The following is a 21,233-nucleotide window of genomic DNA, read 5'->3' as shown; positions in this document are numbered from 1 at the left end:
CAATTGAGCCACGGCCCTGGGGGATGTCCCCAAGTCCGTTCTTCCCCGCGAAGGCGGGGATCCAAGCGGGGCTTGCGGGTTGTCCGCGGCCCCGCCTCCCCCCGAAAGACAGCTTGGGCCCCCGCCTTCGCGGGGGATTTCGGGGCGGGGCGATGCGCCCGCCCCGGCGGGGGCGAGCGCTCGCTACGGCTATTGTCGCAGGTCGAGCCGCTCGGCGGGCGACATGGCGTCCAGGTCGTTCGACCGGGCCCGCCGCATCGGGCTGAAGTCGATCAGCGCCACCGTGCGGTGGCCCGGCTCGTCGAGGTTCTGCAGGCCGACCCCCTCGACGAAGTGCGCCACGGTCCTGTCGTCGACCACGTAGCTTTCGCCCGGCTCGTCGAGCGTGAACCGCGCCAGGATCTCGCTGTCGGGCAGCTCCGAGGGGTGGCGGTTGACGTGCTCGGGACGGGTGATGGCGTTCCAGCCGCCGTGGACGTTCCGCTTGCCCATCAGGTGGGCGAAGGTCACCGGCTCGCCGTCGCGGTGGATCGTGTTCGGCGTGACCGCCGCCAGTTGCCGGCCCCTCGGCTGCAGGCCGATGAAGTGGATCCCCGTGGCGTAGGCCGGGCAGTCGTCGAGCACGCCCGAGCGCCGCGCGATCCGGCAGTCCAGCGCAACCATCGCCAGGAGGGCCTGCGAGGCCAGCTGCGCCTCGGTCAGCGAGGGCAGGGTCCGCACGTTGTCGCCCTCTTCCGGCTGGTAGGCCGCCGGCTGGAAGTAGCGCGCCGTCGGCCTGTCGGCGTCGTCGTGGTCGCGGCCCATGGGAGTCAGCAGGTTCAGCTCGGGCACGTAGAGCATGGAGCTGTAGCGCCGGTAGCGCAGGCCCGATCGGTCATAAGGGTCGGGCTGCAGGGACGCCGGCACGGTCCAGGCGAGCTTCAGGAGCGCCTCGTGCAGGTACTCGGGATACGCCGTGCCGAGCACGTGGAAGCGGGCGAAGCCGTCGGCGGCCAGCGCCAGGGCGGCGACCTTCTCGATGTCGACGCCGGTCGGGATGGGCTCTTCGGGCCGATCCTCGGGCCAGGTTCGGATGGTGAGCGGGGCGGATGTCCTCTGTGCCATGATGTGCCCTCCTGTCGGATGCGACGGTGTGAGAACATCGATATATTAACACTCGTATCCACTCAAGATAAAACGGCGCAGATTACACAAAAACAAACCTGACGTGCGATCCTTCGCTAGTCCGAGGTCAGGCTGTGAAGCTGCGCGCACACGTTCCGATAGGCCTCCATGGACTTGGCGGGCGTGCCGGTGAGGGCGTGGACGGCGTTGCCGAACAACAGCGCCCGGCCGCCGGCTTTGGCCTGGGCGAGGGTGGTCTCGATCGTCTCGGCATCGGCTTTCAGGAACTCGCCCAGGTTGGCGATGTCGGCGCTGTCGATCGGCGTGTCCTTGAGCAGCTGGTAGATGGCCTCGTCGTTGTTCGCCAGCTGCCCGTTGATCTCGGTGTAGAGGGCCGACAGCGCGCTCCTGCGGTCGACGCCGGGGAAATCCCGGCCCTTGAACGTGATGGTCCAGCCCGGGCCGTTGCTGCTGTTGGCGATGTTCCTGTCGAGGGTCTGCTGCAGCTTCTTCACGACGCCGCGGATCTGGCTTTCGGGGTTCTTGCGATAGCCCTTCGAGACCGGCTCGGGCAGGGCCACGATGGTGATGCTGGCCAGCGGGTCGCCCCGGCGCAGCGTCATGGCCTCGTCGCTGTCGTTCTTGACGCGGAAGATCAGCGGGCCGTTGAAGCCGGGGTCGATCTGGTGGCCGCAGTGAACGATCAGGCCGCGCAGGTTGCCTTCCGTCGTCTGCCCCAGCAGGCCCACGCAGCGCAGGCTCATGCGCACGTGCTGCGCGGCCACCACGATGGTGCTCTTGCCGGGCGCCAGCTCGATGGCCGAGGCGTATTCGATGCGGTGCTGGTCGCGCAGGTCCTCGTAGGGCTTGCGCGTGTGCGGATCGAACTTGCTGGGGTGCAGGTCGTTCTGGAGAAACCACGAGAAGCAGTGTCGGCGTTCCTTGGGCACCCGGTCGAACCCGCTGGTGACGAACAGGCCCATCTTCAGGTCGACGGATGCGGCCTGGATCTGGCTGTCGTCGAGCGGCGAAATGATGAAGCCGTTGTCGTCGTCGTCGTTCAGCGCCGCCAGTTGGTGGTCGACCAGGATGCCCACCGCTCGGCGCGCCTTGCCGGCGGCCGCAGCGGGTTCGGCGGCGTGATTGGGAAAGCGGTCTCCCAGCCAGAACTCCACGGACCCGCCCAGTTCCTGCCACAGCTTGTGCGCCAGGCTGGCGGAGATCGGGCGCTTGGTGGCGCCGGTGACGTTGTAGATCGATTGGGCGGTCAGGCCGATCTTCTCGGCCAGCGCCGAGGCGCTATAGCCCTTGCGGGCCATTTCCAGCTTCAGGTACTCGCCCGGTTCCAGCCACTCGGGCTGCGGGTCTCGCGCATCGTCCTTTTCGGTGTGCACGGCTGCCCCCTGGTCCATAAGGTCACGATTGTGACATGTGTGTGGTTAGCGTCAAGTTTTGTGATGAATATGTGTGGGCGATAAAACATCGCCAACTTTCGCATGGGTGGAGCCGTGCGCAGCCGTGGGCGTCCCGTCGCTCAGGCCGACGCCGCGTCAAGGGCCTCGCGCAGGGCGGGCTGGCGCGAGCGGCTGACGGGCAGGGGCGCGCCTTCGCTCAGGTGCAGCCGCCAGCGGTCGCCGTCGCGCTCCAGCCGCTGGACCTGGGCGAGGTTGGCGATCACCGACCGATGGACGCGCAGGAAGCGCTCCGGCAGCTGGGCCGACAGGCCGTCGAGCCGGGCCGCGTGCAGCAGGCTGCGGCCGCCGACCAGCCGCAGCTCGACATAGTCGTCGGCCCCGACCACGGCCAGGATGTCGGCGATCGGCACCAACTCCACGCCCTTGGCTGAAGCCACGGTCAGTCGGTCCGGACGGCCGGCGGCGCGGGTCAGGGCGGCCTCGCGGCCCTGGTCGTCGCGACCCAGCCGCACCACCTCGACCACCAGCAGCGGCAGCAGCAGCCCCGCGGCGAGTAGGAAGTAGGAAAAGTCGGCCAGCCATTGGGGGAAGCCCAGGGCCAGGGCCAGGAACAGCGCCAGATAGGCCAGGGCCGGGCGCGCGCCCGGCGTCTTGTCGCGCACGCCCGCGGCGACCGGCAGGACCGCCAGCGCCACGCCGAGGATCAGCGCCCAGGTCGTCTTGCTGTCGAAGCCCGGCAGCAGCGCCGTGGCGCCGACGACGACCAGCGCCGCGCCCACCATCGGCCAGCGTCCCCTGGGCAGGAACCGGCTGGCCGCATAGGCCGCCAGCAGGACCGCGAAGGCCGCCGCCAGAAGCCAGATGGCGCTCATCCGCCAGGCGTGCAGCGGATAGGGATAGTTCAGCAGCGCCCGCAGGCTCTCGACCACGGCCTGCAGCGCCGCGACCGCGGCCATGGCCGCCAGGATCAGGCTGGAGCCGGTGCGGCGCAGGGCGTGGATCACGCCGAAGCCGAAGGCCGCCGCCAGCAGCGCGCCCGTCGCCGCGAAGACTGCCGCCAGGAAGGCCGCGCGGTCCGGATAGGGATAGGGCCAGACGCCGATGGCGCTGATCGGGCGGGCGAAGCGCAGGCCGCCGTGGAACGACGACAGGTGCAGCACCAGGGTGTTCTCTCCGGACCGCCACAGGGTCTCGCGGATCGGCAGGACCACCTGATAGCGGCCGGGGATCTCGGTCCGCGCCGTCGCGCCGGGCTCGCCGTTGGCGCCCAGCGGCCGGCCGTTGAGCCAGGCCTGTGACGAGGCGACGCCGGCCACATGGAGGGCGCGGGGGCGGGCGTCCGCCGGCGCGTCGAGGGTCGAGCGAATCCAAAGCTCGCGGCCCTGGGGATCGACGGCGTCGGCGATCGGCCGGCAGTCGCTCAGCACCGGTCCGTCCGGTCCGACCACGCCGCGGCAGGCCTGCCAGGCCGGCTCTTGAGGCTGGGCGCGGACCACGGCCGGCAGGCTGGCGACGAGAAGGGTGAAAAGCAGGATTCGCCACATGGCCCCACCGTATGGCGCCGTTCGCCGAGTTGCGCCGCCATTCACCGACGCACGGGCGCCGTTGGCCGAAGCGGCCTGGCGGCGGCGTCGCGAACGGCTCAGCTGGGGCCATGACCCATGCCTCGCTTCATCGCCGCGCCATCCTCGCCGCCGCCGGCCTCGCCCTTCCCGGCCTGGCGCTCGCCCAGACCGCCGCGCCCACTGCCGAGCTGCCCAAGGCCGGTCCGTTCCGCTTCAAGGGCTGGCGCGGCCAGGAGGTCGACGCCGAGCGCGGCGTCTTCGAGGTTCCCGAGGATCGCCGCGATCCCCGTTCGCGGCGGATCAAGCTGAGCTATGTCCGCTTTGCCTCGACGGCGGCCAGGCCCGGCCCGCCGATCGTCTACCTGGCCGGCGGGCCGGGCGGCTCGGGCGTGGGCGCGGCGGCCGGTCCGCGCTTCCCGATCTTCATGGCGCTGCGGCAGGTCGCCGACGTCATCGCCTTCGACCAGCGCGGCACGGGCGCGTTCGGCGCCATTCCGCCGGGGCCGGCCACGACGGCGCCGCTGCCGACCTTCACCCACGAGGGACTGACGCGCCATTTCCGCGACGACCTGCAGCGGGCCTGGGTCGACTGGACCCGGGCGGGCGTGGCCATGCGCGGCTACAACACCGAGCAGAGCGCCGACGACCTGGACGACCTGCGCCGCCACCTGGGCGTCGAGAAGATCGACCTCTGGGGCATCAGCTACGGCACGCACCTGGCGCTGTCGGTGCTCAAGCGCCATGGCGACAAGGTGGGGCGCGTGGCCCTGGCCAGCCTTGAGGGCCAGGACCAGACGGTGAAGCGCCCGGCGCGGATCGACGCCTATCTGGCCCGGGTGGACGCGCTGCTCGACGCCGACCCCGCCGTGCGTGCGGCGATCCCCGACTTTCCGGCGCTGATGCGGCGGGTGCATGCGCGCCTGGAGGCTGCGCCGGTGAGTCTGACCGCCAAGCTGGACGGCGCGCCGGTCGAGCTGCGGCTGGGCGGCTTCGCCATCCAGCTGATGGCGGGCGGGCTGATCGCCAATCCGCGCACCCTGGTCATGCTGCCGGGGCTGTACCTGGCGCTCGATGCGGGAAAGACCGAGGTGCTGGCGCCGTTCCTCGACGAGTTCGTGGGCCTGCTCGGCGTCGGCGGCATGTCCGCGGCCATGGACCTGGCCTCGGGGATCACGCCCGGCAGGCTGGCCGTGGTGCGGCGCGAGGCGCGAGAGGCGGTGCTGGGCGACGCGCTGAATTTTCCCATGCCGCACGTGCTGGGCGCGATCCCGGGCGTCGACCTGGGCGACAGCTTCCGCGAGCCGATCCGCATCGACCATCCGGCCCTGCTGCTGGCCGGCACGCTGGACGGCCGCACGCCGCTGGAGGAGCAGGAGGAGGTGGTCGCCCAGTTCCGCCGCAAGGCCCGGGTGATCGTCGAGAACGCCGGCCATAACGTCTTCGAGGCCCATCCCGACGTGCAGGGCCTCCTGGTGCGGTTCTTCGGCGGCGAGGCGATGTCCGACGTCCGGCTGAGCCTGCCGCCGCCGAAGTTCCAGTTGGGCTGACGATTTGTCCATTTTGTCTGACAAATGAATCCCGCATGCTACACAGACCCCGCCCGATCCAACGGGCGAGCGTTTGGGAGGCGTGCATGCGGAAGATCCTGGCGGCCGGCGCGGCCATGTCGGTCCTGGTGCTGGCGGGGGCGGCGCACGCCCAGCCCAAGGTCGATCCGGTGCAGGTGGATCCCTCGCGTCCCGACTGGGAGAACCCCGCCGTAAACGCCCGCGGCAAGCTGCCGGCGGTCGCCACCCACTTCCCGTTCGAGAGCCGCCAGCTGGCCCTGGCCGGCGACATGGGCCAGTCGGCCCGCTACCTGTCGCTGGACGGCCAGTGGGCGTTCCACTTCTCTCCGTCGTCGGACGAGACGCCCGCCGGCTTCGAAAAGCCCGACTACGACGCCTCGTCCTGGAAGGACATCAAGGTGCCGGCCATGTGGCAGGCGCAGGGCTACGACCAGGCCCGCTACAACAACATCACCTATCCGTTCCCGGCCAACCGGCCGCTGATCCCGCACGCCACCAACCCCGTCGGCTCCTATCGCCGCACCTTCGAGGTTCCGGCCGGCTGGAGCGGCCAGGACGTGATCCTGCACGTCGGCGCGGCCGGCGCCGCCTACCGCGTCTGGATCAACGGGCAGGAGGTCGGCTACTACGAGGACTCCAAGCTGCCGGCCGAGTTCGACGTCACCAAGCACGTCAAGCCGGGCGCGAACCTGATCGCCATCCAGGTGCACCGCTGGGCCGACGGCTCGTACCTGGAAGACCAGGACTTCTGGCGCGTCTCGGGCATCGAACGGTCGGTCTACCTCAAGGCCGTTCCCCAGGGCCGCGCCGCCGACCTCTTCGTCAAGGCCGGTCTCGACAAGGCCTATCGCGACGGGACCCTGTCGACCGAGCTGTCGCTGACCGCCCGCAAGGCCCCGCTGACCGCGCGCATGACCCTGCTGGACGGCGACCAGGCGGTGCTGACCAAGGAGGCCAAGGTCGCCCCCGGCGCCGCGCGCACCGTCTCGCTCGACGCGACCGTCCCGGGTGTCAGGCCGTGGACCGCCGAGACCCCCAACCTCTACACCCTGCTGGTCGAGCTGATCGACGCCAAGGGCCAGGTGGTCCAGGCCACGCCCCAGCGCATCGGCTTCCGCACGGTCGAGATCAGGAACGGCCGGGTGGTGGTCAACGGGCGCCCGATCGTCATCCGCGGCGTCAATCGCCACGAGCACGACCCGGAGACCTTCCACGTCATCTCCGAGGAGAGCATGCGCCGCGACATCGAGCTGATGAAGCGGGCCAACATCAACGCCGTGCGCACCTCGCACTACCCCAACGACGAGCGCTTCTACGCCCTGGCCGACGAGTACGGCCTCTATGTGATGGACGAGGCCAATATCGAGAGCCACGCCTACATGGACTACGGCAACAAGGTCCCTGCGCTGCGCGAGCAGATGCAGCTGGGCTTCGACCCGGCCTGGGAAGCCGCCCACCGCGACCGGGTGCTGAACATGGTCGAGCGCGACAAGAACCACCCGTCGGTGATCTTCTGGTCGCTGGGCAACGAGGCCGGCATCGGCCCCAATTTCGAGAAGGCCGCCGCGGCCGCCCGCAAGCGCGACCCCTCGCGCCTGATCTCGTACCTGGGCTGGGGCACGCTGGACTGGGAGCACCAGCCCAACGCCTATGTCGACATCTACGCCCCGATGTACGACGACATCGAGAAGATGGTCGACTGGGCCACCGATCCGTCGCGCACCCAGCCGATGATCCAGTGCGAATACGCCCACATGCAGGGCAACGGCGGCGGCAATTTCAAGGACTACTGGGACACCATCTACAAGTACGACAAGCTGCAGGGCGGCTTCATCTGGGACTGGGTCGACCAGTCGATGTACCGCTACGCCAAGGACGGCAAGCGCTACTGGGGCGACGGCGGCGAGTACGGCAAGAACCCGGGCGGCGACATCGAGTTCGGCGACGGCATGATCCAGCCCGACCGCACGCCCAATCCGCACTTCTACGAGGTGCGCAAGGTGCTCTCGCCGATCCAGTTCGGCGCCTTCTCGGCCGTCAACAACACGCTGATCGTCACCAACCGCCACGATTTCCGCGACCTGTCGGGCTTTACCTTCGACTGGGTGTTGGAGGAGGACGGCGTCGAGATCGCGGCCGGCGAGCTGCCGGCCCTGGCGCTGAAGGCGCGCGGCCAGCAGCGCATCACCCTGCCGCTGCCCAAGCTGACCCCGAAGCAGGGCTCGGAGTACTTCGTCACCGTGCGCGCCCGGGCCAAGGCCGGCGCCGTGCCGCTGACGCCGGCCGGCTACGTGGTCGGCTGGGAGCAGTTTTCCGTCTACGCTGCCCCCAAGGCCTTCGTCGATCGTCCCGGAACGGTGGCGCTCAGCCAGGCCAAGGACGCGGTGGTGCTCGAGGCGGCCGGCGCGCGCCTGACCATCGACCCGGCCACGGGCCTCGTCGCCTCCTACACCAAGGACGGCGCGGTGCTGGCCAAGGGCGGGGCGCCCAACTTCTTCCGGGCCGAGACCGACAACGACACCCTCAACGGCACGGTGGCCCAGCAGAAGCCCTGGCGGGTGATGACCGAGGCGCGCCAGCTGCGCGGCTTCGCCGCCCACAAGGTCGACGATGGCACGGCCCGCGTGGTGGTGGAATACGCCCTGGGCGCGGGGGCGGCGACCTTCACCACCACCTACGCCATGGCCGGCGACGGCTCGGTGGCGGTCAGCGGCGAACTGGTTCCGCTGAAGGACGACCTGCCGCCGCCGGTGCGGGTGGGCCTGTGGTTCACCCTGCCCAGCCAGCCTTCGAGCGTCGAATGGCTGGGCCGCGGCCCGCACGAGTCTTACGTCGACCGCTTCACCTCGGCTCCGATCGGCCTGTGGCGCGGCGCGCTGGCCGACCAGAACCACGACTACATGCGGCCCCAGGACACCGGCAACAAGCTGGGCGTCCGCTGGATGGAGCTGGGCTCGGGCGGTCCCGGCCTGCGGATCGAGGCCGACAAGCCGCTGATGATGCAGGCCCTGGCCTTCCCCTACACCGACCTCTACCGCCGCCCGGCCGGAACCTGGAAGTCGTCCGACATCGTCCCCCACGGCGAAGGAACCCTGATCATCGACGCCGCCCAATGGGGCGTCGGCGGCGACACCACCTGGAACCACGTCGGCCAGCCGCACGGCAAGTACCGCACCAGGCTGGAGCCCACCCGCGTCAGCTTCCGCCTCTCGCCCTTCACGGGCGAGGGGACCACGCCCGACAAGGCCAAGCCGGCGCGGGCGACGGAGGTGGAGTAGGAGGGGGCTCCCCCAGACGCCCGTCATTCCCGCCGCAAGGGCGGGTGTCGGCCAAGGCGGGCCACCCGCTTGCGACACCGATCCGACCGTCCGAAACGGGCGGCGGAGCCAACTTCGTTTCACGACCCGTCGCGGACGTCGGGAACGACCGTCAAGGAACCAGGATGATGCCTAAGTCGGGAGCCGGAGCGTGAGGTTGGTGCGGGTCGCAGGCCTTTTCCTGGCGCTGTTTGCGTTCAGCTACGCGGAGTTCGCCTCGGCGCAAGCCGTCCCGCGCGCAGAAGCATCCAGCCGCCCGGAAGGGCGATGTGATCAGGCGTCCTCCCAGGCCAAGACGTTCAGCTGCTACTTCGAGCTGGCGGCGACATCGCGAGCCGAAGTCCAGCGTGCGTTCGATCGCAGCCTTGAAAGCGCGATGGCCCTAGACAGGGAATTCAATGCCCATCCACGCGCGCAGGGCGCGCCGAGCGCATCGCTGGTCAACCGGTTGAAGCTCTCCCAAACCGCATGGCTGCAATACTCCGACGCCCAGTGCGGGCTCGAAGGGGAGACCTCGTTTGGCGGCAGCGGAACCGATATCCTCGACGCGGCGTGTCGCTACAGGATGAATTCGAACCGCCTCAAGGAGCTCGAAGCGGCGCGCCAACGGCTTGAACGTTGAAGATCCGCCTGGCCAGGGGCGGGTCTCTGTCCATCTCCGAAATAGGAATTGCCCGCTGCGCGCTGACCGGGCGCAGCGCACACCGTGTCATGCAGGCGGACGCTTCGAATGTCACCCGTCTGGGCTAAGACCCGTCCAAGCCGGCGGCTGGGAAGGGACTTGGGCGGCGTACCGCCTAGTCCAGAGTTAATTGCTCGTAGTCGAGCGGCATCGACAGCACCGTCGCCAGGCTTCGCAGATACGCTCTTCCCTTTTCGGTCAGCGCCCGCTCGCCCACCACCACCAGGCGGTTCGGCTTCGTCGCCCCGGGCCACAAGGAATACTCGAGCAACTGGCCGATCGCCTCGCGCAGACAGGTCCGCGCAGACCCGGCGACCTTCACCTCGTAGAACCGCATCTCACCCGCCCGCCGAGCCACGAGGTCGACCCTTCGCCGCCCGATTGTGGCTTCCACGGTCACCGCCCAGCCCTCGGCCTGCAACCGCGCTTCCAGCCGCCGTTGGATTTCCGCGTGACGTAGCTCGACGTCGATGACGCGCTGAACGGTCGTGGCCTGACCCCAGCGGCGCGGATTGATCTGTCGTCCGCGCGTGAGGTCGAGGCGCTCTTCGGCGTCGTCGCCCGTCGCCTCGGTCCCGCCGCCGCCGGCCCCCACCTCGGCGGGCGCCGTGCGCTCGACGAGGCCCCGCTCAATCCAGTCCCACATCGGCAACAGCCGATCCATCACCCCCAGCGCGCGATCCAGGTCGACCTGTCCGAGCGGCTGGCGATCCCCCAGGAAGACAAACCCGCGCCGCGTCTGAAGCGCTCGCTCGACGAAGTCCATGTCTACAGGGCCTGGCCGGTAGTCCTTACTGCGCTCATCATCGACATAGTGCCACATGGCGAGGTCGGGATAGGCGTCGGGATTGGCCGCCATCCAGTCGTCGAACCTGGCGATGTGGGGCAGCAGCAGCTCCAGCTCGCGGAAGAATCTGCTGGCCTCGAGCGAAAAGCCGACGCCGATCCGGAAGGCGTGTTGGCCATTGGGCAGGATGTCGACGCCGGCATTGAACTGCAACTCGCCGCGCCCCCCGCGATGGAAGGCCCAGTCCTTGGTTCGCTTGCGCACGGCGAAGATTTCCCGCGGCGCGCTGCGCAAGCCCTTGATCGCCTTCCGCCGCGCCTGAAGCCCACTGATCTCGTATCGCTCGGCGAGCCCCTCCAGCTCGTCGATCAAGGTGTGCAGTCGGGCGATACGGGCGTCGCGAGACGACCAATCGGCGGATTCATCGAAGATCGGGGAGGGGCTCACCCATTTCTCCCATCATCCCGGCGGTCCGCCGGCGGTTTGGTTGCAAGCACGACATCGGTCCTCCGTCGGCGGCCGGGCCGAGGGGCCGTCACAGCCAAGCTCGTGGACAATGCCGCGCTCGGCAGCGAGACGCCACACCCGACCATCAATGGCCCAGATCCGGATACCCGTGCCCGCGATGACAGCGAACTGCTTGGCCTGCAGCACCAAGGCCAGCCCGGCTCTTCGATCGACTGCGAGCGCGCCGTGCTGCGGTAGGGCCGATGATCATCAAGGTCCTGATCCTGACCACCGAGAGGCGCCACGCGCTGGTTCCGACCGACGCCTACGACGACGCCATCGTCATCAAGGCGGGCTTCACCTCCGGCTATGGCGGCGCCGGTTCCAGGGACTTGCCTTCGACCGCTGTCCGCAAACCACTCTTGGCGGACACTGAGGGCGTCCGCTCACTGAGGCTGTCTCGGCAGCTCCAGGGCGAGAATGACGGGATCGCGCGCCTATCCCCGATACACCATCGCCACGTCGCAGCGCTCGTAGCTCGCGCCGTACCTGGCCATGATCGTCTCGTCGTGGACGAAGCCCAGCTTTTCGTAGAGGTGCACGGCGGCGGCCGATTTCTTGTTGCTGAGCAGGTAGAGCGGGGCCGCGCCCATGGCCTTGGCGCGGGCGATGGTGGCGGCCAGCAGTTGCTCGCCGATCTTGGCGCCGCGCGAGGACTTCAGCACGCCCATCTTGGTCAGCTCGATCGCGCCGCCGCCCGAGGGCTTCAGCGCGCAGGTCCCGACCGGGCCGACGCCCTCGACGACCGCGAACAGGATGGCGCCGCCGTGGTCGAGTATGGCCTCGCGGGGGTGGTCCAGCACCTTCAGGTCGACGGGTTCGACCGCGTACATGTCCTCCAGCCACTCCATGTTGATGGCCTTGAAGGCCGGGGCGAGGGCGTCGCTGAACTCCGCCACCGTGACGCCGGCCTCGACGTGGCGGGCGGCGCGGACGTCCAGCGGCTCCTGCGCCAGCAGGGCCTCCAGCTGGGTCAGCTGGTCGAGGAACGACGGGTCGAGCTCCGACAGCACCTCCTCGACGGCGGCCTCGGCCCGGTTCCAGACCAGCATCTTGGCGCGGTCCAGCGCCTGCCGTCCCGCCGGCGTCAGGCGGATGGTCTTGTGGCGCTGGTCGCGGTGCTCGCGGTTGGTCTCGACGAGGCCGAGCTCGGTGAGCCTGGCCACGGCGCGGGTGACGGTGGGCTGGGCCACCTGCATGGCCTCGGTCAGGGCGCCGATAGTCTGCGGCCCGTCGCGATCCAGCGTGCCCAGCACCGGCATGTGGCTGGGCTGCAGCGGCAGGTCGGCCTTCTCGACCAGCCGGGTCACCTGCGACTGCATCCGCTCGGCCAGGCGCTTGAGGCGGCTGCCCAGGAACAGGGCGGCGCGGTCGGAGACGATGTCGGTCATGGCGCGATCCATATGCATAGCGTGCTATATGTATAGCTATGTGGTTTCCGCGACCGTGGCAAGGCGCCGCCCTTCTCCGATCTTCCCCGCGAAGGCGGGGATCCAAGCCGAGGGGGGGGGGGGCGCCTTCGCGCGCCCCATTCGGAAAGCCAGCTTGGGCCCCCGCCTTCGCGGGGGAGTTCGGATGTGAGCGAGTAGACCAGTTGCAAAATTGGTATAGCAAAATGCGAGAACCAATTTTTCCAGACTGGATCGATTTTTGCTAGGACAAATGGTCTGCATCCATGTATGCCGTTCTGGCGTCAGTCAGCGGAGCGGCCAGAGAGCCGCGTGGGAGTTGAGCGTGGGAAACATTCGGCGACAGGTGGGGCGTCTGGCCCTGGTGCTGCTGGTCTCGACGGCCCTGCCGGCGGGGGCGGCCATGGCCCAGGCGGGGGCCTCGCCCGTGCAGGTGCAGGCCGGCCTCGCGCCGGTGCTGGTCGGCGGGGCCGATCTGGCCGCCATGCGCACCGAGGGCGCGCGCTATCCGATGTTCGCCGCCGAGCTGGCGCGGGTGCGCAAGGAGGTCGACGCGGCCATGAAGGCCGGCATCGACGTGCCGCTTCCCAAGGATCCCGGCGGCGGCCGCACCCACGAGCAGCACAAGCGCAACTACATGGCCATCTACAGCGCGGGCATGCTGTACCGCGCCACGGGCGATGCGGCCTATGCCGACTACGCCCGCCGGATGCTGCTGGAATACGCCAAGCTCTATCCGACCCTTGGCCTGCACCCGGCCGCCAAGAACAACGCCGCCGGCAAGCTGTTCTGGCAGAGCCTGAACGACGCGGTCTGGGTGGTCTATTCGATCCAGGGCTATGACGCGATCCGCGACACGCTCAGCGACGCCGACCGCAAGACCATCGACGACGGCGTCTTCCGGCCGATGGCCAAGTTCATCGCCGACGACCAGCCGCAGGTCTTCGACATCATCCACAACCACGCCACCTGGGCCTGCGCCGCCGTCGGCATGACCGGCTATGTGCTGCGCGATCCGGTGATGGTGGAAAAGGCGCTGAAGGGCACCGACCGCTCGGGCAAGGTCGGCTTCCTCAAGCAGATCGACCAGCTGTTCTCGCCCGACGGCTACTATGCCGAGGGTCCCTACTACCAGCGCTACGCCCTGCAGCCGTTCGTCGTCTTCGCCCATGCGATCGAGGAGAACGAGCCCCAGCGCAAGATCTTCCAGTACCGCGACGGGGTGCTGACCAAGGCGGTCAAGGCCGCCGTGCAGCTGACCTATGACGGCTACTTCTTCCCGTTCAACGACGCCCTGCTGGAAAAGAGCCTCAAGACCGACGAGCTCTACCAGTCGATCGCCATCGCCTATGGGGCCAGCAAGGATCCTTCCTTGCTCTCGATCGCCCGCTGGCAGGGCCGCACCACGCTGACGCCCGACGGCCTGGCCGTGGCGCGCGATCTTTCGGCCGGCAAGGAAAAGCCGTTCCCCTACGCCTCGATGCTGTTCCGCGACGGGCCCGACGGCGACCAGGGCGCCATCGCCGTGATGCGCGCCGGTCCCGGCGACGACGACGAGGTGGTGGCGGTCAAGAACACCGCCCAGGGCATGGGCCATGGCCACTACGACAAGCTGAACTGGATCCTCTACGACGCGGGCCGCGCGATCGTGACCGACTACGGCGCGGCCCGCTTCCTCAACATCGAGGCCAAGGACGGCGGCCGCTACCTCAAGGAAAACGAGACCTGGGCCAAGCAGACCGTGGCCCACAACACGCTCGTTGTGAACGAGACCAGCCAGTTCGACGGCAAGGTCAAGGTCGCCAACACCATGGCGCCCAAGCAGATCTTCTTCTCGGCCGAGGGGAGCGCCAAGATCAGCACGGCCGAGATGGCCGGGGCCTGGCCGGGCGTCACCTTCCGCCGCTCGATCGTCCAGGTCGACGCCGGCAAGGGCCCGCCGCTGGTGCTCGACCTCCTGAAGGTCAACGGCGACAAGCCGGCCCAGTACGACCTGCCGCTGCACTTCTCCGGCCACATCATCGACGCCGGCTTCCCGCTGCAGCAGAACCTTTCGACCCGGCCGGTGCTGGGCAAGGACGACGGCTACCAGCACCTGTGGGTCGACGCGACCGGAACGCCCGACGCGACCAACGCCCGCCTGACCTGGATCAACGGCGAGCGGTTCTACACCTGGCGCATGCTGCCGCCGGCCGGAACCCAGGTGATCATCGCCGAAAGCGGCGCCAACGACCCGAAGTTCAACCTGCGCCGCGAGCCGGCCCTGATCCAGCGGGTCAAGAGCGACGGGAACACCACCTTCGTCGGCGTGCTCGAGCCGCACGGCGCCTATGATCCCTCGGCCGAGACCACGGAAGGCTCGACCAGCCGCATCGAGAGCCTGCGCCACGTGCGCACCGCCGACGCCGACGTCGTCACCATCGTGCTGGCCGGCGGCCGCACCATCACCCTGGCCATCGCCGACAGCGCCGAGGCCGGCCTCGCCCATAAGGCCGCCGTCGACGGCAAGGCGATCGCCTGGAAGGGCCACTTCGCCCGCTTCGACAGCGCCGGAGCCGCCAAATGAAGGGCGGGCTTCGCTGGCTGATCGTCAGCCTGGTCGGCCTGGCGACGGTCATCAACTACATCGACCGCAACGCCCTGGCCGTCATGTGGCCGGCCGTTTCGAAGGACATCGGCGCCGACAAGGCCGACTACGCCCTGCTGGTGACCATCTTCATGGTCGCCTACGCCTGCGGCCAGTCGCTATTCGGCAAGGTGTTCGACGTCATCGGCACGCGGATGGGCTTTGCGGTGTCGATCCTGGTGTGGTCGGTGTCGATCGCCGCCCACAGCCTGGTGCGCTCGCTCGGCCTGCTGGCTTTGCTGCGCGTGACCCTGGGGATCAGCGAGGCCGGCAACTGGCCTGGCGCGGTCAAGGCCAACGCCCTGTGGTTCCCGCCGCGCGAGCGGGCGCTGGCCCAGGGCATCTTCAACTCCGGCGCGGCCATCGGGGCCATCGTCTCGGCGCCGCTGGTGGCCCTGCTGTTCGAGCTGATGGGCTGGCGGGCGACCTTCCTGGTGGTGGGCGTGCTGGGCTTCCTGTGGCTGCTGCCCTGGCTCTTCGTCTATCGCGCCGATCCCGGCGCCCACCCATGGCTGAGCGAGGCCGAGCGCGCTCACATCGCCGATCGCGGCGAGAACGGCGCCAAGGCCGGCTGGTCGCCGAACCTGCGTGAGCTGCTGAAGCAGAAGCAGAGCTGGGCGATCATCGTCTCGCGCTTCTTCCTCGATCCGGTCTGGTGGCTGTTCGTCTCGTGGCTGCCGATCTACCTGTCGGAGACCTTCGGCTTCGACGTGCGCCAGATCGGCCTGTTCGCCTGGGTTCCGTTCGTCGGCGCCATGCTGGGCAGCCTGGGCGGCGGCTGGCTTTCGGGGGCGCTGATCCGGCGCGGCTGGAAGACCCTGTCGGCCCGCCGGTTCGCCGTGACGCTGGGCGGGGCGATCATGCTGCCGGCCCTGCTGCTGACGGCCAAGGCCGCCACGCCCCTCTCGGCCGTGCTGCTGATCGCCGTGATCCTGTTCGGCTTCCAGGTGGCCATCAACAACATCCAGACCCTGCCCAGCGACTATTACGGCGGCGGCGCCGTCGGCACGATCGCCGGCGTCGGCGGCACGGCGGCCGTGGCCGGCACCCTGGTCACCACCTGGCTGGTGCCGGCGATGACCCAGCACGGCTACGCCCCGATCTTCGTCCTGGCGGCGGTCATCGTGCCGCTGGGCGTCATCTCTCTCTGGCTCTTGGGCGGGCGCGCATCGTCCGTGCCGGCGCCTTCCTCGGACAGTCAGTAAAAAAGGGGACCCGCATGAGGTTCAACGGCAAGGTCGCGCTGGTCACCGGCGGCGGCCGCGACATCGGCCGCGAGGTTTCGCTGCGCCTGGCCGCCGAAGGCGCCACCGTCGTCGTCAACTATCGCGGCGACGAGAAGTCCGCCCAGGAGACCGCCGCCCGGATCGAGGCGGCCGGCGGCAAGGCCGTGCTGCACCGCGCCGACGTCACCGACGCGGGCGAGGTGGCGGGCCTGGTGGCCGCCGCTTCGGCGATCACCGGCAGGATCGACATCCTGGTGAACCTCGCCGGCGGCATGGTGGCCCGCAAGACCCTGGCCGACATGGACGAGGCCTTCTTCGACCAGGTCATGACCCTGAACCTGAAGTCGGCCTTCCTGGTCACCAAGGCGGCCCTGCCGCACATCCCGGACGGCGCGGCCATCGTCAACATCGCCTCGCAGGCCGGCCGCGACGGCGGCGGTCCGGGCGCCAGCGTCTACGCCGCCTCCAAGGGGGCGCTGATGACCCTGACCCGCGGCTGGGCCAAGGAGCTGGGTCCGCGCGGGATCCGCGTCAACGCCCTGTGCCCGGGCCTGATCGGCACCAGCTTCCACGACATCTTCTCCAAGCCCGAAGGCCGCGCGGCCACGGCCGGAAACACCCCGCTGCGCCGCGAGGGCGCGCCGCAGGAAGTGGCCGCCGCGGTGGCCTTCCTGGCCTCGGACGACGCTTCGTTCCTGGCCGGCGTGAACCTCGACATCAACGGCGGGCTGGCCTTCTCGTAGGGCCTTCCCACCCCATCCCGCCTTCCCCGCGAAGGCGGGGTTGGGGGCGGCCGGCCCGCGAGAAAAACGAGATCTGGGAGGATCCGATGAACAAGAACACGACCGCGATGCTCGCGACCCTGGCCCTGCTGGCCGCCGCGCCCGTCGCCCTGGCCCAGCCGCCCGGCCCGGTGAAGGCGCGCGAGCCGCGCACCGACGCCCCGCCGATCAAGCCCTACAAGGTGATCCTGGTCGGCGACTCCACCACGGCCGTCGGCAGCGGCTGGGGCTCGGCCTTCTGCGACCATCACGTCAAGTCGTCGGTGGCCTGCCTGAACCTGGGCCGCGGCGGGCGCTCGACCCGTAGCTACCGCGCCGAGGGCTCGTGGGACATCGCGCTCGCCGAGGCCAAGGTCTCCGGCTACGCGGCCACCTATGTGCTGATCCAGTTCGCCCACAACGACCAGTCGTCCAAGGGCGAGCGCTGGACCGACCTCTCCACCGAGTTCCCGGCCAACCTCAAGCGCTTCGTCGACGACGTGCGCGCGGCCGGCGCCCAGCCCGTGCTGCTGACCCCGCTGACCCGTCGCGAGTTCGCCAAGGGCCAGCTGAAGAACACGCTGGACGTCTGGTCCGACGAGGTGCGCAAGGTCGCCGAGCAGACCAAGACGCCGCTGGTCGACCTCAACAAGTCCAGCGCCCGCATCGTCCAGAAGCTGGGGCCTGTCGACTCGATGAAGCTGGCCCAGGCCGAGCCGATCGAGGCCGAGGTCGAGGCCGCCAAGGCCGGCACGACCCTGCCGCCCCGCGCGGCGGAGGAGGCCCGCCAGCCCGACGTTCCCACCACCGAGACCGGCCCGCGCGGCCAGCAGGTGCGCAAGTTCGACTACACCCACGTCGGCGACGCCGGCGCGCAGGTGTTCTCCAAGCTGGTCGCCGACGACCTGGCCGCCGCCGTGCCGGGGCTGCGCAGCCAGTTGGTGCCCTGACGCCGAGCTCTTCCCCACCTCCCGTCATTCCCGTCTTCGGACGGCGGAGGCCCCATTGTCGGCGCCGCGTCTGCGAGCGGAGCCAGGGTTTCCCGCCACCAGGGCGGGAATGGCGGGAGTTTTTTTGGCGCAGCGCTTGGGACGCGCTCACCAAACCCTCTCTCTTAGAGAGAGGGTCCATCAGTGGGTGCAACTGGTCTAAATTGGTCTAAAATCTGGTCCGGTAATATCGTAAGCAAATTGGCCTGAAAATTCTCATAATTGGTATAAGAATCCGCCTTGACGCGGCGCCGGCCAGGTCGCAGGGTCCCGGCATAAGAAAAGAACCTAGGGGGAGGGAGCCGTCATGCGCCCGAGCAACACCATCCGCGTCCGGCTGCGGACGATCCTGAGCTGCGGCGCGGCCGCCTCGGTCGTCGCCATGGCCGCCGCCGCTTCGGCGCAGGAAGCGCCGGCCGACCAGCCGATCACCGACAACGCCGTCGACGAGGTGGTGGTCAGCGCCGTGCGCCAGACCATGCAGAACTCGATCGCCGTCAAGCGCGACACCACGGCCATCGTCGACGCCCTGTCGGCCAACGAGATCGGCGACCTGCCCGGCCAGTCGATCGGCGAAGCGATCATGACCATCACCGGCGCCACCGCCGACCGCGGCAACTACGGCCCGACGGAAGTGTCGCTGCGGGGCCTGGGCTCGTTCCTGTCGGCCACCACCTTCAACGGCCGCGAGGCCTCGAACGGCAGCGGCGACCGCGCCGTCAACTTCGGCCAGTTCCCGTCCGAGCTGTTCAACGGCATCAAGATCTACAAGTCCCAGCAGGCCGACCTGATCGAGGGCGGCGTGGCCGGCACCATCGAGATGGAGACCAAGAAGCCGCTCGACTACGGCAAGCGGCTGCTGCAGGGCGAGCTGAAGGGCAACTACAATCCCTACCAGAAGCGGATCACGGGCTCGGATCCCTGGGGCTGGCGCGGCACGGCCAGCTATGTCGACCAGTACGAGCTGGGCAAGCTGGGCGATGTGGGCGTGTCGCTGGGCGTCCAGCGCAACCAGGTCGACGACCCGGCCGAAAGCTATGTCGCCTCAAACACCTGGCTGGCCTGCAACGCCAACATCAACGCCACCGGCAACTGCACCGAGGTGAGCCGCGCCCAGGCCGCGGCCGGCACGCCCTTCTACCTGGCGCCCAACTCGATCACCTTCCGCCAGCTGACCGCCAAGGAAAAGCGCGACGCGATCTTCGGCGCCCTGCAGTGGCAGCCCAACGACCGCTGGGACGTCAACCTGGACATGGAGTATTCCAAGCGGAACTACGAGGAAGACCGCCACGACCTGGGCTTCGCCGAGACCCGCTACGCCCTGCGCAACGTGCAGTACGACGACCAGCACCGGCTGCTGTACGCCACCGGAAACAGCACCCTGCAGTCGGTCTCGACCCTGTTTCAGCGGGAAGAGGAGTACATCGGCGGCGGCGGCGATTTCGAGTTTAGGGCCACCGATCGCCTGACCCTCAGCGCCGACGTCTCCTACAGCCAGACGACCCGCACCGACCTGACGCGCTCGACCCGGCTGCGCACCGATCCGCTCGACATCTACGGCGTGCGCACGGCCATCAACAACCAGCGCATCCCCTTCACCTACGACGCCCGGGGCGGCTTCGCGCCGACCCTGACCGTCGATCCGCGCTTCAATCTCGACGACTGGTCGCTCTACAGCGACGACGCCCGCCTGACCCGCGAGGAGGAGGAGAAGAAGGACCGCATCTTCGCCACCCGCTTCGACGCCCGTTACGATCTGGACGGCTTCATCAGCCGCATCGACGCCGGCGCCCGCTATTCGCGCCGCCGCTACACCACCTATGACGACCTGGTCACCATCGACCAGGCCAGCCTGGCGGTCGACCGGGCGGTGAATCTGGCCTGCCGCACCAACTTCCCGCAGTCGGACTATCTGTCCGACGCGCCCACCCATTCGGTGCGCAGCTGGGCGACCTTCGACACCCTCTGCCAGTTCCGCAACTATCTCGGAACCGAGGATCCCGGCGGCAGCGGCGACACCCGCTCGGTGGCCAACGCCGACGTTACCGAGACCGTGTGGTCGGGTTACGTCATGGCCTCCTACAAGGGCGAGGCGGCCGGCATGCCGGTGCGCGGCAACTTCGGGGTGCGGGTGGTCGACACCAGCGTCGTCTCCAAGGGCCTGCGGGCCGAGCTGGACGTCGTCAACAACAGCGACGGCTCGATCCGCCTCGTCGAGACGGGCGCCTTCGACGACACCCGGATCAAGGCCTCCAGCTTCCGCGTGCTGCCCAGCGTCAACGCCAATTTCGACCTGACGCCCAAGACCGTGGGCCGCATCGCCCTCTATCGCGCCATGTCGCGCCCGGCCCCCAGCAGCCTGGCGGCGGGCCGCACCATCACCTTGCAGGACGGCACCGACTTCACCTCGATCCAGGACGCCATCGGCGAGATCGTCGCCAGCGGCAGCCCGCGCCTGAAGCCGATCATGTCGTGGAACGCCGACGTGGCGCTGGAGTACTACGCCAACCGCGACACCATCCTGGCCACCACGCTGTACTACAAGCAGTTCACCGGCGGCTTCATCCCGGTGACGATCGACGAAGAGTTCGTCATCGACGGCCAGAACGTCACCGTGCCGGTCACCCAGACCCAGAACAGCGACGACAAGAGCCACGTCTACGGCGCGGAGTTCACGCTCTCCAACAAGTTCAGCTGGCTGCCCAAGCCCCTGGACGGGTTCGGCGGCAAGCTGAGCTACAACTACGCCGTCACCAACTTCAAGAACCACGACATCCGGCTGGGCGACGTCATCGACGCCGAGACCGGGGCGGTGACCGGCGGCATGATCCCGGCCGCGGGCCTGAACGGCTATTCCAAGCACGTGCTGTCGGCCCAGCTCTATTACGAGCACGGCCCGCTCAGCGTGCAGGGCATCTACCGCTACCGCTCGCGCTACTACCAGGACTTCGTCGGCGGCAACGCCCAGCTGCGCTACATCGCCGGCAGCGACGCCTTCGACTTCAACGTCCAGTACAAGCTGAACAAGAAGGTCGACATCCGCCTGCAGGGCCTGAACCTGTTCAACGAGGTCAAGATCGACTCGATGCCGGTCTATGGCAGCACCCGCAACTACCAGTACTTCGGCCAGCAGTTCTTCATCTCGATCCGGGCGCGGCTGTAGGGTGCTCCACATCCTTGTCATCCCGGCCGGACGCCCGCGAAGGCGGGCGGGAGCGCCGGGATCTCCCACGGCGGCCACGTCAAGGATGGGGGATCCCGGCTCTACGGACCGCTG

13 protein-coding genes are annotated in these 21,233 nt (G+C 69.0%); 8 read left to right on the top strand and 5 right to left on the bottom strand.

Features of this window, described 5'->3' with window-relative positions:
- Nucleotides 1–189: 189 nt before the first annotated feature.
- The 3 genes from G5B46_RS07620 to G5B46_RS07610 all read right to left on the bottom strand — a co-directional run bounded on the left by G5B46_RS07620 (nucleotide 190) and on the right by G5B46_RS07610 (nucleotide 4,063).
- A complete protein-coding gene (locus G5B46_RS07620) occupies nucleotides 190–1,104 on the bottom strand; it encodes a 2OG-Fe dioxygenase family protein (RefSeq protein WP_165257410.1) in 915 nt (304 codons plus the stop codon).
- A gap of 116 nt (nucleotides 1,105–1,220) precedes the next feature.
- Entirely contained in the window at nucleotides 1,221–2,498 is a 1,278-nt protein-coding gene (locus tag G5B46_RS07615; RefSeq protein WP_165257409.1) for a hypothetical protein, read from the bottom strand.
- Between the two features lie 140 nt (nucleotides 2,499–2,638).
- Nucleotides 2,639–4,063, bottom strand: coding sequence for a LytTR family DNA-binding domain-containing protein (locus G5B46_RS07610; RefSeq protein ID WP_165257407.1), 1,425 nt, complete (start codon nucleotides 4,061–4,063; stop codon nucleotides 2,639–2,641).
- Nucleotides 4,064–4,173: 110 nt separating this feature from the next.
- Between G5B46_RS07610 and G5B46_RS07605 the strand changes: the two genes are divergently transcribed.
- The 3 genes from G5B46_RS07605 to G5B46_RS07595 all read left to right on the top strand — a co-directional run bounded on the left by G5B46_RS07605 (nucleotide 4,174) and on the right by G5B46_RS07595 (nucleotide 9,591).
- Nucleotides 4,174–5,631 carry an alpha/beta hydrolase gene (locus G5B46_RS07605; protein WP_165257406.1) on the top strand — a complete coding sequence of 486 codons (1,458 nt, stop codon included), beginning with the start codon at nucleotides 4,174–4,176 and terminating at the stop codon, nucleotides 5,629–5,631.
- A gap of 86 nt (nucleotides 5,632–5,717) precedes the next feature.
- A complete protein-coding gene (locus G5B46_RS07600; RefSeq protein WP_165257404.1) occupies nucleotides 5,718–8,930 on the top strand; it encodes a glycoside hydrolase family 2 TIM barrel-domain containing protein in 3,213 nt (1,070 codons plus the stop codon).
- 199 nt (nucleotides 8,931–9,129) lie between these two features.
- Nucleotides 9,130–9,591, top strand: coding sequence for a lysozyme inhibitor LprI family protein (locus G5B46_RS07595; RefSeq protein ID WP_346764889.1), 462 nt, complete (start codon nucleotides 9,130–9,132; stop codon nucleotides 9,589–9,591).
- 175 nt (nucleotides 9,592–9,766) lie between these two features.
- Here the strand turns inward: G5B46_RS07595 and G5B46_RS07590 are convergent, their stop codons facing one another.
- Nucleotides 9,767–10,885 (bottom strand): hypothetical protein, encoded by a 1,119-nt coding sequence (locus tag G5B46_RS07590; RefSeq protein ID WP_165257401.1) that lies wholly within the window; start codon nucleotides 10,883–10,885, stop codon nucleotides 9,767–9,769.
- 497 nt (nucleotides 10,886–11,382) lie between these two features.
- Complete coding sequence (locus G5B46_RS07585) at nucleotides 11,383–12,336, bottom strand: bifunctional helix-turn-helix transcriptional regulator/GNAT family N-acetyltransferase (RefSeq protein WP_165257399.1); 954 nt, start codon at nucleotides 12,334–12,336, stop codon at nucleotides 11,383–11,385.
- Nucleotides 12,337–12,700: 364 nt separating this feature from the next.
- On the opposite strand from G5B46_RS07585, the gene G5B46_RS07580 reads away from it, so the two are divergent.
- The 5 genes from G5B46_RS07580 (at nucleotide 12,701) to G5B46_RS07560 (ending at nucleotide 21,119) form a co-directional block, all read left to right on the top strand.
- On the top strand, nucleotides 12,701–14,920 hold the full coding sequence (locus tag G5B46_RS07580) for an alginate lyase family protein (RefSeq protein WP_205691521.1): 2,220 nt from the start codon (nucleotides 12,701–12,703) through the stop codon (nucleotides 14,918–14,920).
- A complete protein-coding gene (locus tag G5B46_RS07575; protein WP_165257397.1) occupies nucleotides 14,917–16,185 on the top strand; it encodes an MFS transporter in 1,269 nt (422 codons plus the stop codon). Before G5B46_RS07580 ends, G5B46_RS07575 begins: the two co-directional genes overlap by 4 nt.
- Before the next feature lie 14 nt (nucleotides 16,186–16,199).
- Nucleotides 16,200–16,949: a glucose 1-dehydrogenase gene (locus G5B46_RS07570; protein WP_165257396.1), complete on the top strand. Its 750-nt coding sequence runs from the start codon at nucleotides 16,200–16,202 to the stop codon at nucleotides 16,947–16,949.
- 86 nt (nucleotides 16,950–17,035) lie between these two features.
- On the top strand, nucleotides 17,036–17,917 hold the full coding sequence (locus G5B46_RS07565; protein ID WP_240903373.1) for a rhamnogalacturonan acetylesterase: 882 nt from the start codon (nucleotides 17,036–17,038) through the stop codon (nucleotides 17,915–17,917).
- Between the two features lie 346 nt (nucleotides 17,918–18,263).
- A complete protein-coding gene (locus G5B46_RS07560; RefSeq protein WP_205691520.1) occupies nucleotides 18,264–21,119 on the top strand; it encodes a TonB-dependent receptor in 2,856 nt (951 codons plus the stop codon).
- The last annotated feature ends 114 nt before the right edge of the window (nucleotides 21,120–21,233 follow it).

This window comes from Caulobacter sp. 602-2, from assembly GCF_011043625.1.
Classification (GTDB): Bacteria; Pseudomonadota; Alphaproteobacteria; order Caulobacterales; family Caulobacteraceae; genus Caulobacter.
Note: the sequence above shows the minus strand (reverse complement) of the source record. Positions and strands in the feature narration are given on the sequence as shown.

Excerpts from the sequence above, each read along its gene's own strand:
- G5B46_RS07620 (WP_165257410.1), bottom strand. The coding sequence starts at position 1,104 with ATGGCACAGAGGACATCCGCCCCGCTCACCATCCGAACCTGGCCCGAG.
- G5B46_RS07610 (WP_165257407.1), bottom strand. The coding sequence starts at position 4,063 with ATGTGGCGAATCCTGCTTTTCACCCTTCTCGTCGCCAGCCTGCCGGCC.
- G5B46_RS07605 (WP_165257406.1), top strand. The coding sequence starts at position 4,174 with ATGACCCATGCCTCGCTTCATCGCCGCGCCATCCTCGCCGCCGCCGGC.
- G5B46_RS07600 (WP_165257404.1), top strand. The coding sequence starts at position 5,718 with ATGCGGAAGATCCTGGCGGCCGGCGCGGCCATGTCGGTCCTGGTGCTG.
- G5B46_RS07585 (WP_165257399.1), bottom strand. The coding sequence starts at position 12,336 with ATGACCGACATCGTCTCCGACCGCGCCGCCCTGTTCCTGGGCAGCCGC.
- G5B46_RS07575 (WP_165257397.1), top strand. The coding sequence starts at position 14,917 with ATGAAGGGCGGGCTTCGCTGGCTGATCGTCAGCCTGGTCGGCCTGGCG.
- G5B46_RS07570 (WP_165257396.1), top strand. The coding sequence starts at position 16,200 with ATGAGGTTCAACGGCAAGGTCGCGCTGGTCACCGGCGGCGGCCGCGAC.
- G5B46_RS07565 (WP_240903373.1), top strand. The coding sequence starts at position 17,036 with ATGAACAAGAACACGACCGCGATGCTCGCGACCCTGGCCCTGCTGGCC.
- G5B46_RS07560 (WP_205691520.1), top strand. The coding sequence starts at position 18,264 with ATGCGCCCGAGCAACACCATCCGCGTCCGGCTGCGGACGATCCTGAGC.